We start from the raw sequence: 14,574 nt of genomic DNA on the forward strand, positions 1-14,574 counted from the left end.
GGCCGAGAGGACGACCGGGCCTCGGACAGCCACCTCAGCCGTCAGCCGACCGGAAACCGGGCCACCCAGCGCCGCTGCCAAGGCGTCTCGACGGCCCGGTGGTGATGGTGGGTGCGCGCCCAGGTGACAGCGTCGGCGGGGGCCACCCCCGCTAGGACGGCCAGGCAGGCGATGACGGTCCCGGTCCGGCCGACTCCGCCCCCGCACGCGACCTCCACGGGCGTGCCCGCCCGGGCCCGCTGGTGCAGTGCGCGAATCTGCCGTACGGCCAGGTCGCGGTCACGGGGCAGCAGAAAGTCGGGCCACTCGACCCACGTACGCTCCCACCCCAGCTCCCCGTCATGCCGTCGGCGCAACCGGCTGGACCCCAGATACAGCCCGAACCCGGGCAGCGGCCCCTCCGGCCGCGGATTCCGCAGCCCGCGCCCCCGAACCCATGAGCCGTCCGGCAGCCGCAGGGCACCCGCCAGCGGTGCGTCACTCATCGGTCCCCGCCCCCCGTCCGAAGCGCCCGACCACCCTCGGCACGGCGCCAATGTCCTTGCGCATGCGTTCACTCTGGCCGCGCTTCGCGCTTTTCGCAAAGGACTTGAGTCATGTGAGGATGTGCCGATGGTGTGGCTGGGGAAACGCGGGAGGCGAACGGCCGGACTCAGGTCCGCGGCGAGCGCGGCGCTGGCACTGGCGCTGGCCGCATGCGGCACGGGTGGCTCGGGCGACGGGAACTCCGGGGACCGTGAGGCGAAGTACAGACGCGTCATCGAAGACCCTCATCCGCGCCCCGCCGATGTCATCGAGGCGGCCGGGGCACCCGCCGACGTGGCCCGCGCGAGCGACGGCTCGCTGCTCCTGGCGTACGAGGCCGACAACGTCGAGGACGACGAGGGACCGGCCGCCACCGCATGGCGCGTCGTCGGCCCCGACGGCCATACGGTAGCCGAGCGCGCGGAACACGCGGACGCGGAGGATGCGCCGCCCGCGTTCAAAGGAGTCCGCGAGGGCTTCGTACGGGTGCCGCCGGGCGAGGGAGCGGAGGGGGCGTACGTCCTCGACGTACGCGGCAAACCGCACAAGGCCGTCATCACCGAGACCCCCTCGCGCACCCGCCCCGGCGATGTCCTGCTCACCGAACTGGAGCCGACCCTCATCTACCGCCCCGCCACCCGCACCGTGGCGCCCCCGGCCGGAGTGCCGGACTCCGCCATCCGCTTCGCCGTCGACGAACGGGGCACGGTCTGGAGCCTGGACCAGCCCCTGACCGACGACCCCAACCGCGTCGTACGGCAGCGCGACGGTCACACCCTCGGCTCCAGAGCCGTCCCGAAGCCGTACACGGGAGGCATCCTCGCCGCCCGGGGCGGCACCGCGGCGCTGTCCCTCATCCGGGGCGAGCACGTGCGCGGCCTGCTGCTGACGACGGACGACGGTGAACACTGGCGGACGGTCCTCGCCGGCGGAATCCCCTGGAAGGACCTCAAGCGCGACCCGGAGTCGCTGGTCCTGGAATCCCTCGCGGACGGTCGGCTGCTCGTCGGCGAGGAAGGCGGCCGCTACTGGCTCGCCGACGATCGCGCCAACAACGCCTTCCACGAATTGAAGACACCGGCGACGTTCACGTCGTTGACCGTCGACGGCACGACGCTCTACGGCATCGCGGACGCGACGACGGCGACGTACGACCTGGTGAAGGGCGAAGGGCTATGGATCTCTCGCGACGGCGGACGCGAGTGGCACCGCCACGAGCAACACGGATAAGGGCCCGGTGCGCGACGCGCGACCGCGCGCACGGGCGGACCACCGTGAGGCCCACACCCGGGCCCCGCAGTCAGCGAAGCAGGCACCGCGGAGCGTGATGGCGCAGGTTGGACGTCATTCGCCCGCGGCGTCCTCGGCCTCCCAGCGCAGCAGGTCGCCCGGCTGACACTTGAGCACCTCGCAGAGCGCGGCGAGCGTGGTGAAACGCACCGCCTTGGCGCGGCCGTTCTTGAGCACCGCCAGGTTGGCGGGTGTGATCCCCACGCGGTCCGCGAGGTCGCCCACGGACATCTTCCGCCTGGCCAGCATCACGTCGATGTCGACGACGATCGGCATCAGATCACCTCGTCCAACTCGGCCTGCATCCGTGCCGCTTCGACGTCGCGCGCGACGGCCTGGGCGAGCAGCATCCGCAGTACGAGCACGATGAGCGCGACCCCCAGGATGGCCACGCCAACCCCGCCCATGATGACGGTGACGCCCGGGTCGTCCCGCTGGCCCGGCGCGTTGATGGCCGTGACCGCGAACCACAAGAGGGCAGCCGCCACGATCGCGCCGACCACGGCGTCCACGTACCGGAAGGCGTCGTGGGAGAACACGGTTCCGCGTCGCACCATCGTCACCAGCCGCCACACGCTGACCAGGGCGACCTGGGCCGAGCCCATGCCCAGGACCGTGATCACGCGCAGCGGGGTCAGCGGCAGCGACCCGTCCTCCGGATCGCTCCCGCTGACCAACACCCACACCATCAACGCCTGCACGAACACGGTGCCGGCGAGCACCACCACGAGCACGGTGCGAAGCGCACGTACTGCCAGCTGTCCCATGCCCCATCCTCCCATCGAGTCGCGATGGAAATCTATCGAGAATCGATAGATGAATCAAGGGTTGATGGAGACGCTGAGTAGCTCGCGCCCGGCGGCAGCGTCAACGCGGCCGCCGACGGAGGCTTGGAACGCACGCGAAGAGCGGGCCAAGCGCTAGCCGCGCGGTCGGGCTAGGCGCCGTATCCGCCGTCGATCCTCAGCACCGCGCCGGTGACGTAGGAGGCCTGCGGGCTGGCGAGGAAGACGACGCCCGCGGCGATCTCCTCCGGCCTGCCGTACCGCCCCATCGCCGTGGTCGGGAGGAACATGGATGCGGCCGGGCCGTCGGCGGGGTTTCCTTCGGTGTCGATGAACCCGGGCTGGATGACGTTGACCGTGATGCCCCGGTGCGCCAGATCGCGGGCCGCGCCCCGACTGAAGCCCTCGAGGGCCGCCTTCGTGCTCGCGTAGTACGCCATCCCCTGGAAACCCGCCCGAGCAGCCGCACCCGAGCTGATGCTGATGATCCGCCCGCCATCGGGCAGCGACGGCACCGCCGCCTGGATCCCGGCCACCACGCTGGTGTAGTTGACGGCGAGCTGCCGCTCGATGGCGGCCTGGTCGACGAGCTCGCTGTCGACGAGGCCGCCACCACCCGCGGCCGCGTTGTTGACCAGAATGTCCAGCTTCCCGAACTGCTCGACCACGCGCCGGATCAGGCCCACCGCCTGCGTCGCGTCCGCCTGGTCGGCCTGGAAAGCCGCCGCACGCACCCCCTTCGCCTCCAGCTCCGCGACCACGGCCTTGGCTCGATCCGCCGAGGACGAGTAGCTGATCGCGACGTCGGCGCCTTCGTCAGCCAGCGCCAGCGCCGACGCCGCCCCGATCCCCCGCGACCCGCCGGTCACGATCGCGACCTTGTTGTCCAGCTTTCCCATGTGCTTCCCACTTCCCTAGGTGCAACGTGCCACGGAGTCCCTGACGGAGTTCTTGACCGCCCGGTCCACCATAAGCATGGTGGACCGCACGGTCAAGAATCCGTATCCTGTTCGCATGGCACGTCCGCGATCGTTTGACGAGAAGCAGGTGCTGAACGCCGTCCGTGATCAGTTCTGGGACGCCGGTTACGCCGCGACCTCGCTGGAAGACCTGATGCGGGTCAGCGGGCTGGGCAAAGGCAGCCTGTATGCGGCGTTCGGCGACAAGCGTCAGCTCTTCCTCCGGGTGCTGCACAGCTACACCGACGACATCCATGGCCATCTTCGGGAAGCCCTCGCCGAGGCTCCACGGGCCCTGGACGCACTACGCATGCTCCTCGAGCCGCCGATCGACGACCCGACCGGCGCCGGCACGCGGCGTGGCTGCCTGCTGGCCAACAGCACCTGCGAACTCGGTAACGCCGACCCGGAAGTCCTCGACCACGCCCACCGCACCTACGAGACGTCCACCGCACTGATCGGTGACTGCGTCGCCCGCGCCCAACGCGAGGGCGACCTACCGGCCGGAGCGGATCCGATCGCACTGGCGCGGGCCCTCCTGGCCGCGCAACAAGGGCTCGTGTTCATGAGCCGGACCGGGCTGGACACGGCCACACTCACTGCCACAGCACGATCGCTCGCGGCCCAACTCCTGCCGGACCACTCCGCCGACTGAACCGCCAACCGCGCGCTCAACCTGCTCGCAGACCTACTGGGTGGCCCCCGTATGGCCCCTGGATCTTGGTCTGAACGTATGAACGGGAGTCCCCGCGTCGGCGCGGCGACTCCCGTTCATATGTCTGCGCAGGTCAGGATGGGTCTGCCCGCGTAGTGCCCTGGTGGGGCGGGTGGGACTCGAACCCACGGCCGACGGATTATGAGTCCGCTGCTCTAACCGGCTGAGCTACCGCCCCGTAACGGCGCGTCGTACACATCTGCGCGCGCCGTCTGCCGCAGCATAGCCGCTCATACGATCTGCTGCTTCGGAGGGCCGATGCTGGGAGGCCCCCTGGCTGCGATCATGACGTAGATCACGTCCGGAGGGGGCCGGAAATGAAAAAGGACCCCACAAGGGGTCCTCCTCACTGCTCCCCCGACTGGACTCGAACCAGTAACCCTCCGGTTAACAGCCGAATGCTCTGCCAATTGAGCTACAGGGGACCGAGCTCCCCCGACTGGACTCGAACCAGTAACCTGCCGGTTAACAGCCGGCTGCTCTGCCAATTGAGCTACAGGGGATTGCTCCGTGTGCCGCGACCGTGGCCCCGCCCGGATCTCCCGGACGGCGTGCGCTCGCTGCGACACATACATTAGCGCAAGCAGGGGGGTGCTCCGCCAATCGGTTCGCCGCGTCCGTCCTCGGGCGAACCTCCGCCGATCCAGGGATGATCTTCTGGATGATCGTGGGTGATCTGCGGCGCGGGCGGGTAGACGTGCGGCACGACCCCGGGGTCCAGTTGTGAAGGACAGCGAGAAGGGCAGGTCGATGCGCTACCGGCTGACGTTCATCACCGGGATGGCTGTGGGTTACGTACTGGGCACGCGAGCCGGCCGCGAGCGGTACGAGCAGCTGCGCGCGTGCGCGCAGAAGTTCGCACGGAACCCGGCCGTCCGCAATACCGCCGAATCGGCCGCGCAAGGAGGCCGGCATGCGGCCGTGCGGGCGCTGGACAAGGTCCGGCCGCTGCGCGAGAAGATCGGGCAGCGGGGCCCCCGCGCGGTGGGCGAGGACGACTGGGGCACCAGCAACACCTAGACCCGGCGGTGGCATGATCTGATCCATGGGGATAGTCGCCGGGTTGGACAGTTCGTCCGAGAGCACACGAATCGTCGTCTGTGACACCGATACGGGTGCCGTGATCAAACAGGGGTACGCCCCGCATCCGGTCGGCGGCAGCGGCGATATGGACCCACAGGCGTGGCTGATGTCCCTCGGCGAGGCCGCCGAGGGCGGGCTGCTCGAGGGAGTCCAGGCCATCGGCGTCTCGGCGCAGCAGCACGGGCTGTTGGCGCTGGACGCGGGCGGGGTGCTGGTGCGCCCCGCGCTGGTGGGCAATGACAAGCGCGCCCAGTCCGCGGCCGCCGACCTCACCGAGGCGCTCGGCGGCCGTACCGCGTGGGCCCAGGCGGTCGGCGCCGTGCCGACCGCGTCGCAGCCGGTGGCGAAGCTGCGCTGGCTGACGCGGAACGAGCCGGACGCGGCACACCGCGTGGCCGAGCTGATGCAGCCCCACGACTGGCTGGTGTGGCAGCTGCTGGGGCGGCCGGTGCGGCGTACGACCGACCGCGGTACGGCCTCCGGCAGCGGCTACTGGTCGGCGGCGAACGGATCCTGGCGCCCCGACCTGGTCCAGCTGGCCCTCGGTCACCAGGTGCGGCTGCCGGAGGTCATCGGCCCGGCCGACGCCGCCGGGCACACCCCCGAGGGGCTGCTGATCTCCGCCGGTACGGGCGAGACCATGGCCGCCGCCTTCGGGCTCGGGGTCGGGGTCGGCGACGCGGTGATCTCCCTGGGCGCCTCCGGCTCGGTCTTCTCCGTCCACCATGAGGCGCTGGCCGATCCGACCGGCACGATCCTGTCGTACGCGGATGCCACCGGCATGCATCTACCGGTGGTCCATACGCTCAACGCGGTACGGGCGCTACGCGGTACGGCGGAATTGCTAAGCACGGATCTCGAGGGGCTCTCCGCGCTCGCGATGAAGTCCACCCCGGGGTCGTACGGGCTGGTGCTGCTGCCGTATCTGGAGGGCGAGCGGACCCCGCATCTGCCGCATACGGCCGGGACGCTGACCGGGCTGCGGCGCGAGTCGATGAAGCCCGAGCATCTGGCGCGGGCCGCGTTCGAGGGGATGCTGTGCGGGCTCGCGGACGCGCTGGACGTGCTGCGCGGGCGCGGCGTCCAGGTGCGGCGCGTCTTCCTGCTCGGACCCGCGGCCGACCTCCAGGCCGTCCGCGCGATCGCGCCCGCGGTGCTGGGCGCGCAGATCGTGGTGGTCCAGCCGGCCGACTACGCCGCGCTGGGCGCGGCCCGGCAGGCCGCGTGGGCGCTGGGCGTCTCGCACGGCACCCACTCGCCGCATGAGCCGCCGCGCTGGCCGGCCCCGGCGGGCCAGGTCTTCGAGCCGGGCGAGGAGCTGCCGGTGGGGCAGTCGGTGCGGCAGCAGTACGTGGCGGTGCGCGAGCAGATCCACCCCGGGGCCTTTGAGCCGGAGGCTTTTGGGTCCGGGGGCGTCGAGGCGGGAGCCCCGGAGACCGCGGGCCAGGGGACGGCCGACGGGTACGGGGCCGGTGGGTACGGGGCCATGTGAGGCCGTGGGATTCGGGCCGGGCGGGTCTCGGTCCGGCCCGCGTGGGCAGGGTCGGCGCCAAGCAGGTCGGAGGAAGTCCGCTACGGTTCGGGCAGCGCCCCGAAAGGGCGCGGGGCTGTGTCGATGTGCGACTCCGCCGCGCGGGCGCGACCAGCCACGACGGCGCCGCGGTCGGCCGACGACGCATCGCGGCACTTCCAGCGGAGCGCTTAGTCCAGATAGCCCCGCAGCTGATCGGCGAAGGCGTGGTCGCGAAGCTTGTTGAGCGTCTTCGACTCGATCTGGCGGATCCGCTCCCGCGTCACCCCGAAGATCCGGCCGATCTCCTCCAGCGTGCGGGGGCGGCCGTCGGCCAGTCCGTACCGCAGCTGCACCACCTTGCGTTCACGCTCGCCGAGCGTCGACAGCACGGCCTCCAGATGCTCGCGGAGCAGCAGGAAGGCCGCGGACTCCACGGGTGAGGCCGCGTCGCCGTCCTCGATGAGGTCGCCGAGGGCGACATCGTCCTCCTCGCCCACCGGCGCGTGGAGCGACACCGGCTCCTGGGCCAGCCGCAGCACCTCGCTCACCCGCTCCGGGAGCAGGTCGAGATGGGCGGCGACCTCCTCGGGGGTGGGCTCGTAGCCGCGCTCCTGGAGCATCCGGCGCTGGACCCGGACCACCCGGTTGATCAGCTCGACGACATGCACCGGGACCCGGATCGTCCGGGCCTGGTCGGCCAGGGCGCGGGACATGGCCTGGCGGATCCACCAGGTGGCGTACGTCGAGAACTTGTAGCCGCGGGCGTAGTCGAACTTCTCGACCGCGCGGATCAGGCCGAGGTTGCCCTCCTGGACCAGGTCGAGCATGGTCAGACCGCGGCCGACATAGCGCTTGGCGACGGAGACGACGAGGCGGAGGTTGGCCTCGATCAGCCGGCGCTTGGCCATCCGGCCCAGGACCACCAACCGGTCCAGATCCAGGGCGAGTTGGGTGTCGAGGTCGGGGGCGTTGCCGAGCTTCTCCTCGGCGAAGAGGCCCGCCTCGACCCGGCGGGCCAGCTCGACCTCCTCGACCGCGGAGAGCAGTGGTATCCGCCCGATCTCGCGGAGGTACTGGCGGAAGAGGTCGGCGGAGGGGCCGCTGGTGTCGGCGCGGGCGGGCGGCTCGATCGGTTCGACGGGCTCCACGGCCTCGACCGGGTCGACAGGTTCGGCGGACTCTGCGGGCTCGGCGGGCTCTACGGGCGCTGCGGGTTCCGCTTCGGGGGCTGCGCCGTCGGGCGCGGGGGCCGTGGCGGTGTCGGGGGCGAGCTCGGCCATGGGGTCCGGTGCGGCGTCCTGGCCGGTGTCCAGTACGCCTTCCGGGGCGAGGTCCGCCGAGTCCTCGGGCATGGCCGGCGCTACCGCTGTGGCGCGGGGCGAGTGGGGGGACAGGGGGTGCGCCGCGAGGGCCGCGTCGGTGAGGGTCTGGGTCTGCACGGGGGCGACCTCCAGGGTGATCGCTGCTGAGGGGGCAGAACGATCGGGTACGGCACGGCGGCCGCGCCGCCGTCCGTCCCGTACATCTTGAGCGACTCTGCGGGGGATTCCGGCCCTACCCGGCCAAGACCGCCGCGCTCCGAGGACTCAGGCACCGCATCCCAGTGTGGAGTACGACACAGGCCCGCCACGAGGGGCGTGCGGGCACTTTTTGCTCAGCGGCCCGTGACCGTACGACTACCCGGCGACTACAGCGCCCCCTCCGGCCCGTCCGCCGGAGCACGAACGCGCTGGCCGGAACCCATCCACCGGCCCTCGCCGCCCCCGGCCGCTTCCTTCTCCCCAAGCGCCCGCTCGTTCCTACAGCGCCGCCGCGCCCCGGTCCCGGAGGGCCTGGCCGTACTGCTGAAGCACCCACAGCTCGTTCTGCACGGCGGCGAGGTGGGCGGGGTCGGCATGCTGCCCCAGGCGCTGGAGGGTGCCCCGCACCTCGGTCACGCGGTGGTTCACCGCGGCCAGCCGGACGGCCACCAACTGCACGCCCGCGTACACCTCGTCCGGGTCCCGGCGGGTGTGCGGCGGCTCGACGGCGAGCTCGGTGACCATCGCCCGGACCGTGTCGTCGGGCGCCGCCTCCCGGACCCGGGCGAGATAGTCGTCGTCCGCGGCGGCCGCGCCGCCCGCGTCCTCGATGGCGCGGCGCACCGCCGCGTACGGCGGGGCGGTGAACTCGTCGATGCCGTAGGCGTCGAAGGCCGGGGAGACCAGATGGGGGTGTTGCAGCGCCAGCTTGAGCAGCTCGCGCTCGACGCGATGGGCGGGGCTGCGGAGGTTGAGGGCGGGACCGCGCGGAACCGGCGGCGCGCCCGCGTTGCCGGGGTCCCCGTTAGGCCCTCCGGGCCCGCCTGGGCCCCCGCCGCGCTGGTCGCCCCGGCCGCCGTACCGGGCACCGCCCGGGCCGCCGCCCCGCTGATCGCCGCGGCCCCCGTGCTCCGGGCCGCCCGGCCCGCCGTTCTGCCTGCTGCGGGCCAGCCCGCGCACCCGGCGGATGATCGACTGCTCCTCCGCCTGGGTGGCGATGCCGACCATCCCGATCAGCCGGATCGCATAGCGGTCCCGCAGCCCGGGGTTCTTGATCGCCGCGACGACCGGCACCGCCTCGTCGACCGCGGCGATACGGCCCTCCTCGGTGTCCAGGTTGTAGCGGGAGACGATCGACTTCAGCGCGAACGCGAACAGCGGGGTGCGGCTGTCGACCAGGGACGCCACGGCCTCGTCGCCGCGGGCCAGGCGGAGTTCGCACGGGTCCATCCCGTCGGGCGTGATCGCGATCGAGGTCTCGGCGGCGAACCGCTGATCGTCCTCGAAGGCGCGCAGGGCCGCCTTCTGCCCGGCCGCGTCGCCGTCGAAGGTGAAGATCACCTCCGCGCCCGAGTTGTCCATCAGCAGCCGTCGGAGGATCTTGATGTGGTCGCCGCCGAAGGAGGTGCCGCAGGTGGCGATGGCGGTGGTGACGCCCGCGAGATGGCAGGCCATGACGTCCGTGTAGCCCTCGACGACCACCGCCCGGCTGGACTTGGCGATCTCCTTCTTGGCGAGGTCGATGCCGTAGAGGACCTGGGACTTCCGGTAGAGCGGGGTCTCCGGGGTGTTGAGGTACTTCGGGCCGTTGTCGTCCTCGCGGAGCTTGCGGGCGCCGAAGCCGACGACCTCACCGGCGATGTCCCGGATCGGCCACATCAGCCGGCCCCGGAAGCGGTCGATCGGGCCGCGGCGGCCCTCCTGGGCGAGCCCGGAGACGATCAGCTCCTTGTCGGTGAAGCCACGGCCGCGCAGGAAGCGGACGAGGTGGTCCCAGCCGGCCGGGCTGTAGCCGACGCCGAAGTGCTGCGCCGCGGCCTGGTCGAAGCCGCGCTGGGCCAGGAAGGTGCGGCCGATCTCCGCTTCCGGGCGGTCCAGCTGCTCCACGTAGAACTGCGCGGCCACCTTGTGGGCCTCGACCAGCCGGGTGCGCTCGCCCTGCTGGCGGCCGGGGGTGTAGCCCCCCTCCTCGTAGCGCAGGGTGATCCCGGACTGGGAGGCCAGCCGCTCGATGGTCTCGGCGAAGGAGAGGTGGTCGATCTTCATGATGAAGTCGACCGTGTCGCCGCCCTCCTGGCAGCCGAAGCAGTAGTAGAGCCCCTTGCTGGGGCTGACCTGGAAGGACGGGCTCTTCTCGTCATGGAAGGGGCACAGGCCCTTGAGATTGCCACCCCCCGCGTTCCGCAGCTGGAGGTATTCGGATACGACGGCGTCGATCGGGACCGCTGCCCGTACCGCCTTCACGTCGTCATCGTTGATCCTGCCTGCCACGCCCGAATTCTACGGCCGGGGCCCGACAAGGCTGTCCGCCGCCTGCCGGACCCCGGCGAATGCCTGCCCGGGGCGCTACGGGAGCAGCGAGTTCAGCGGGACGGCCGGGTCGGCCAGGGCCGCCGGGTCGAGCTGCCGCCCGCCTCGGATGAGCCGTTGGATCGATTCGGTGACGTCCCAGACGTTGACGTTCATGCCCGCGAGCAGGCGGCCGTCGTTCAGCCAGAAGGCGATGAACTGCCGCTTGCCGACGTCGCCGCGCACCAGCACCTGGTCGTAACTGCCGGGCGGGGCGTAGCCGGAGTACTCCAGGCCGACGTCGTACTGGTCGGAGAAGAAGTACGGCACCCGGTCGTACGCGACGTCCTGGCCGAGCATGGCGCGGGCCGCCGCCGGGCCGCCGTTCAGCGCGTTGGCCCAGTGCTCGACGCGCAGCCGGGCGGTCGGCGGGAGCGCGGCCCGTACGGGGGTGCCCTCGAGGAACGCGAGCGGCGCGGAGGCCACGTCGCCCGCCGCGAAGATGTCCGGGTCGCTGGTGCGCAGCGAGGCGTCGACCGCGATGCCGCCGCCCGCCGCGCGGCCGACCACCTCCAGGCCCGCGGCCTCGGCGAGTGCGGTGCGCGGGGCGGCGCCGATGGCGGCCAGCACGCTGTGGGCGGGGTGCTCCTCGCCGTCGTCGGTGAGGGCGGCCAGCACCATGCCGTCCTGGCCGGTGATCTCGGTAAGGCGGGCACCGAAGTGGAAGCGGACGCCGTGCTCGCCGTGGAGGTCGGCGAAGAGGGCGCCCAGCTCGGGGCCGAGGACGGGGTGGAGCGGGGTGGGCTCGGGCTCGACGATGGTCACCTCGGCGCCGTAGCCACGGGCGGCGGCCGCGACCTCGAGGCCGATCCAGCCCGCGCCCGCGATGACCAGCTGGCCGTTGTCCCGGCCGAGGGTGGTGAGGACGCCCTTGAGCCGCTCGGCGTGGGCGAGCCGGCGCAGATGGTGGACCCCGGCCAGATCGGTGCCGGGGATGTCGAGGCGGCGCGGCTCGGCGCCGGTGGCCAGCAGCAGCCGGTCGTAGTGGACCCGGGTGCCGTCGCCCAGGGTCACGGCCTTGGCGGTGCGGTCCAGGTGGACGGCGGGCAGGCCGAGGTGGAGCTCGATATCGGACTGGGCGTACCAGGCGGGCTCGTGGACGAAGACGCTGTCGCGCTCCTGGCTGCCGGTGAGGAAGCCCTTGGAGAGCGGGGGCCGTTCATAGGGGTGGTCGCGTTCGTCACCGATGAGGATCACCCGCCCGGTGAATCCCTCCGCTCGAAGGGTTTCCGCGGCTTTCGCCCCGGCCAGGCCCCCTCCGACGATGACGAATGTCTGGTGTGCGTCCACCACTTGTGTCCTCCTCGCTGCCGAGCGGTGCCGAGCAGTTCCTCTATGAGTGCCTTACCCAGGGGAGCCTCCCGCACCGCGCGTGTGTCCGGAAGGGCCGGTAGGCCGTATGTGTGCACGGAAGCCGTATCCGGCGGGTGGCTTCGGGCTTCCGGCTACGGGCTACGGGCTCCCGGCTCCCGGCTTCCGCCTTTGGGCCCCCCGGCTTTGGGCTTCCGGCTTCCGGCCTCAACCGGTGAGCCGGGCGTGGAGTCCCCGGGCCGAGGTGTCGGTCAGGGAGGCGATCTGGTCGACGATGGCCCGCAGCCGGCCCCGGTCGTCCCCGGCCGCGTCGAAGAGCGCGCGGAACTGGGGGTCCAGGCCGTCGGGGGCGCGGGTGATCAGGGCCTCGCCCAGCTCGGCGATGACCACGCGCTGATCGGCCCGGACCAGCTCCTGGTCGGCGCGCTGGATCACATACCGGTCGGCGACCGCCTTGAGGACCGCGCACTCCAGGCGGGTGACGCGGGGGACGACCAGCTCGGCGTGGTAGCGGGTGAAGCGGCCCGTGCCGTACGCCGCGCGGGTGGCGCCCTCGGCCGCCAGACAGAAGCGGCCGATGAGCTGGCTGGTGGCGTCCTTGAGGCGGGCTTGGGCGACGGACGAGCCGTCGTAGCGGTGCGGCCACCACTCCTGGCCCAACAGCCGGTCGAGCGCCTCGGCCAGCTCGTCGGGCTCGGCCCCCGGGGCGTAGCGGTCGGCGGCGACGGCGAAGACCTCGTGGCGCTCGGGCTCGGCGAGCAGGCTCGCGGGGTTCAGATGGCCCGCGTGCAGCCCGTCCTCGACGTCGTGGACGGAGTAGGCGACATCGTCGGACCAGTCCATGACCTGGGCCTCGAAGGTCGTACGGCCCTCGGGGGCGCCCTGCCGGTACCACTCGAAGATCGGGACGTCGTCCTCATAGACCCCGAACTTCGGGGAGCGGGGGCTGTGCGGATGGCCGCCGCGCGGCCACGGGTACTTGGTGGCGGCGTCCAGCGCGGCGCGGGTGAGGTTGAGCCCGACGCTCACCGGCTCGCCGGTGCCCCGGTCGGGCACGAACCGCTTCGGCTCCAGCCGGGCCAGCAGCCGCAGCGACTGGGCGTTCCCCTCGAAGCCGCCGCAGGGCTCGGCGATCTCGTTGAGCACCCGCTCACCGTTGTGCCCGAACGGCGGATGGCCAAGGTCGTGGGCGAGGCAGGCCGTCTCCACCAGATCCGGGTCGCAGCCGAGGGCGGCCCCCAGCTCACGGCCCACCTGGGCGCACTCCAGGGAGTGGGTCAGCCGGGTGCGGGGCGTGGCGTCGAAGGCCGGGGCGAGCCCGGCCGGGCCAGGGTCGGTGGCCGGTGCGGCGGGCACCACCTGGGTCTTCGCGGCCAGTCTGCGCAGCGCGGCGGAGTGCAGCACCCGGGCCCGGTCCCGCTGGAAGGCGGTCCGGCCCGGCCGCTTGTCGGGCTCGGGCGCCCAGCGCTCGAGGTCCGCCGCGGCATAGCCGGGGACACGGCGGGGACCGGCCTCGGGGACAACACCGGTCGATGCGGCACCGGCCGGGAGGGCACCGGCTGAGGCGGCGCCAGTCGAGACGGCCGGATCCGGCTCCGGCTCCGGCTCAGGGGGTGCGTTGGGACTCATACACCGACGGTAGCCGCCGGGTGTGACAAGGGCGCAGAGGCCAGCGCCTGTTCGTAACGGCGCAGTACGAGACGCGCCACCGCCGGATGGGCGCCGAGCGGGGCGGCCGCGAGCCCGGGGGCGGCGCTCGCGCACTGGGCCGCGAAGCGGCCGGGCGCGGTGAAGTAGGAGGCGACCGCGATCCGGTCGTGGCCGAGCGCGGCCAGTTCCCGTATGGCCTCGGGCACGGAGGGACCGGAGCCGGAGGCGAAGCCGGGCAGCACGGGCACCCCGCCGAGCCGGGCGCTGAGCAGGGCGGCGGTGCGGGCCGTGTCGACGGCCGCGTCCGGGTCGCGGGAGCCCGCGGCGGCGAGGACGACGCCGCTGCCCGTCCCGTGCGGAACCGCGGCGCGTCGGCCCGCCTCCGCCAGCCGGGCGTGCAGGGCCTCGGCGAGCAGCGGGTCCGGGCCGAGCGGGGCGGCGATCCGGGCGGTCAGGTGGGACGCGGCGGCGACGGCGTCCGGGATGTCCCGTTTGATGTGGTGGCCGCGGCTCAGCAGCAGCGGGACGAGCACCGCCTCGCCGCGCAGCGCGGCCAGTGTGTCGGTCAGCAGCGGCCGGTTGAGCTCGATATGGCCGAGGCGTACGGGCAGCCCGGGGCGGAGCGCGCGGACGCGGTCCAGGAGGGCGTTCACGGCGCGCGGCGCCTCGGGGTCCCTGCTGCCGTGGGCGACGGCGACGAGCGTCGGCGGGCGATCGCGGCCGCCCCGGGGGACGCCGTGGGGGCCCAGCCGGTCGAGCTGGGTGGTGAGCTGGGCGGTGAACCGGGTCATGATCTGCTGGGCACTGTCGAAGTCCGCCGTGCCGTCGGGGTCGTGAGGGCCACGAGGGCTATGAGTGCTACGAGGGCTATGAG

General features: G+C 72.5%; 13 protein-coding genes and 3 tRNA genes. 4 read left to right on the top strand and 12 right to left on the bottom strand.

Annotated elements, in window-relative coordinates:
* Nucleotides 1-41 precede the first annotated feature (41 nt).
* Nucleotides 42-485 carry a protein-tyrosine phosphatase family protein gene (locus ACJX2R_RS18935; RefSeq protein WP_413101090.1) on the bottom strand — a complete coding sequence of 148 codons (444 nt, stop codon included), beginning with the start codon at nt 483-485 and terminating at the stop codon, nt 42-44.
* A gap of 127 nt (nt 486-612) precedes the next feature.
* Here ACJX2R_RS18935 and ACJX2R_RS18940 point away from each other — a divergent pair, with 127 nt between their 5' ends.
* Entirely contained in the window at nt 613-1,755 is a 1,143-nt protein-coding gene (locus ACJX2R_RS18940) for a hypothetical protein (protein WP_413101091.1), read from the top strand.
* A gap of 114 nt (nt 1,756-1,869) precedes the next feature.
* Here ACJX2R_RS18940 and ACJX2R_RS18945 read toward each other — a convergent pair whose 3' ends face one another.
* The 3 genes from ACJX2R_RS18945 to ACJX2R_RS18955 form a co-directional block, all read right to left on the bottom strand.
* On the bottom strand, nt 1,870-2,091 hold the full coding sequence (locus ACJX2R_RS18945) for a helix-turn-helix domain-containing protein (protein ID WP_182472953.1): 222 nt from the start codon (nt 2,089-2,091) through the stop codon (nt 1,870-1,872).
* The gene (locus tag ACJX2R_RS18950) at nt 2,091-2,582 is read right to left on the bottom strand and encodes a DUF2975 domain-containing protein (protein ID WP_413101092.1); all 492 of its coding nucleotides are present in this window, start codon (nt 2,580-2,582) and stop codon (nt 2,091-2,093) included. Before ACJX2R_RS18950 ends, ACJX2R_RS18945 begins: the two co-directional genes overlap by 1 nt.
* Nucleotides 2,583-2,752: 170 nt before the next feature.
* On the bottom strand, nt 2,753-3,499 hold the full coding sequence (locus ACJX2R_RS18955) for an SDR family NAD(P)-dependent oxidoreductase (protein WP_413101093.1): 747 nt from the start codon (nt 3,497-3,499) through the stop codon (nt 2,753-2,755).
* A gap of 115 nt (nt 3,500-3,614) precedes the next feature.
* Here ACJX2R_RS18955 and ACJX2R_RS18960 point away from each other — a divergent pair, with 115 nt between their 5' ends.
* The gene (locus tag ACJX2R_RS18960; protein ID WP_413101094.1) at nt 3,615-4,214 is read left to right on the top strand and encodes a TetR/AcrR family transcriptional regulator; all 600 of its coding nucleotides are present in this window, start codon (nt 3,615-3,617) and stop codon (nt 4,212-4,214) included.
* Nucleotides 4,215-4,375: 161 nt separating this feature from the next.
* Here ACJX2R_RS18960 and ACJX2R_RS18965 read toward each other — a convergent pair.
* The 3 genes from ACJX2R_RS18965 to ACJX2R_RS18975 all read right to left on the bottom strand — a co-directional run bounded on the left by ACJX2R_RS18965 (nt 4,376) and on the right by ACJX2R_RS18975 (nt 4,777).
* A tRNA-Ile gene (locus ACJX2R_RS18965) sits at nt 4,376-4,452 on the bottom strand.
* A gap of 174 nt (nt 4,453-4,626) precedes the next feature.
* Nucleotides 4,627-4,699 (bottom strand) — tRNA-Asn (locus tag ACJX2R_RS18970).
* Between the two features lie 5 nt (nt 4,700-4,704).
* A tRNA-Asn gene (locus ACJX2R_RS18975) sits at nt 4,705-4,777 on the bottom strand.
* Between the two features lie 247 nt (nt 4,778-5,024).
* Between ACJX2R_RS18975 and ACJX2R_RS18980 the strand changes: the two genes are divergently transcribed.
* On the top strand, nt 5,025-5,294 hold the full coding sequence (locus tag ACJX2R_RS18980) for a YtxH domain-containing protein (protein ID WP_262704159.1): 270 nt from the start codon (nt 5,025-5,027) through the stop codon (nt 5,292-5,294).
* A gap of 25 nt (nt 5,295-5,319) precedes the next feature.
* Nucleotides 5,320-6,849 (top strand): FGGY family carbohydrate kinase, encoded by a 1,530-nt coding sequence (locus tag ACJX2R_RS18985; protein ID WP_413101095.1) that lies wholly within the window; start codon nt 5,320-5,322, stop codon nt 6,847-6,849.
* A 209-nt stretch (nt 6,850-7,058) separates the two neighbouring features.
* Here ACJX2R_RS18985 and ACJX2R_RS18990 read toward each other — a convergent pair whose 3' ends face one another.
* The 5 genes from ACJX2R_RS18990 to ACJX2R_RS19010 form a co-directional block, all read right to left on the bottom strand.
* Nucleotides 7,059-8,309 (bottom strand): RNA polymerase sigma factor, encoded by a 1,251-nt coding sequence (locus ACJX2R_RS18990; protein WP_413101096.1) that lies wholly within the window; start codon nt 8,307-8,309, stop codon nt 7,059-7,061.
* 360 nt (nt 8,310-8,669) lie between these two features.
* A complete protein-coding gene (dnaG, locus tag ACJX2R_RS18995) occupies nt 8,670-10,661 on the bottom strand; it encodes a DNA primase (protein ID WP_413101097.1) in 1,992 nt (663 codons plus the stop codon).
* Nucleotides 10,662-10,736: 75 nt separating this feature from the next.
* Nucleotides 10,737-12,032 (bottom strand): NAD(P)/FAD-dependent oxidoreductase, encoded by a 1,296-nt coding sequence (locus ACJX2R_RS19000; RefSeq protein ID WP_262704132.1) that lies wholly within the window; start codon nt 12,030-12,032, stop codon nt 10,737-10,739.
* Between the two features lie 225 nt (nt 12,033-12,257).
* Nucleotides 12,258-13,679, bottom strand: a complete 1,422-nt coding sequence (locus ACJX2R_RS19005) for a deoxyguanosinetriphosphate triphosphohydrolase (protein ID WP_413101098.1) — start codon at nt 13,677-13,679, stop codon at nt 12,258-12,260.
* A complete protein-coding gene (locus tag ACJX2R_RS19010; protein WP_413101099.1) occupies nt 13,676-14,491 on the bottom strand; it encodes a sirohydrochlorin chelatase in 816 nt (271 codons plus the stop codon). Before ACJX2R_RS19010 ends, ACJX2R_RS19005 begins: the two co-directional genes overlap by 4 nt.
* Nucleotides 14,492-14,574: the final 83 nt, after the last annotated feature.

The organism is Streptomyces sp. Inha503, from assembly GCF_047215865.1.
Classification (GTDB): domain Bacteria; phylum Actinomycetota; class Actinomycetes; order Streptomycetales; family Streptomycetaceae; genus Streptomyces; species Streptomyces lycopersici.

Bases quoted from the DNA above. Each gene is read 5' to 3' on its own strand.
- ACJX2R_RS18960 (WP_413101094.1), top strand. From the start codon at position 3,615: ATGGCACGTCCGCGATCGTTTGACGAGAAGCAGGTGCTGAACGCCGTC.
- ACJX2R_RS18945 (WP_182472953.1), bottom strand. From the start codon at position 2,091: ATGCCGATCGTCGTCGACATCGACGTGATGCTGGCCAGGCGGAAGATG.
- ACJX2R_RS18950 (WP_413101092.1), bottom strand. From the start codon at position 2,582: ATGGGACAGCTGGCAGTACGTGCGCTTCGCACCGTGCTCGTGGTGGTG.
- ACJX2R_RS18980 (WP_262704159.1), top strand. From the start codon at position 5,025: ATGCGCTACCGGCTGACGTTCATCACCGGGATGGCTGTGGGTTACGTA.
- ACJX2R_RS18940 (WP_413101091.1), top strand. From the start codon at position 613: ATGGTGTGGCTGGGGAAACGCGGGAGGCGAACGGCCGGACTCAGGTCC.
- ACJX2R_RS18935 (WP_413101090.1), bottom strand. From the start codon at position 485: ATGAGTGACGCACCGCTGGCGGGTGCCCTGCGGCTGCCGGACGGCTCA.
- ACJX2R_RS18955 (WP_413101093.1), bottom strand. From the start codon at position 3,499: ATGGGAAAGCTGGACAACAAGGTCGCGATCGTGACCGGCGGGTCGCGG.
- ACJX2R_RS19005 (WP_413101098.1), bottom strand. From the start codon at position 13,679: ATGAGTCCCAACGCACCCCCTGAGCCGGAGCCGGAGCCGGATCCGGCC.
- ACJX2R_RS19010 (WP_413101099.1), bottom strand. From the start codon at position 14,491: ATGACCCGGTTCACCGCCCAGCTCACCACCCAGCTCGACCGGCTGGGC.
- ACJX2R_RS18985 (WP_413101095.1), top strand. From the start codon at position 5,320: ATGGGGATAGTCGCCGGGTTGGACAGTTCGTCCGAGAGCACACGAATC.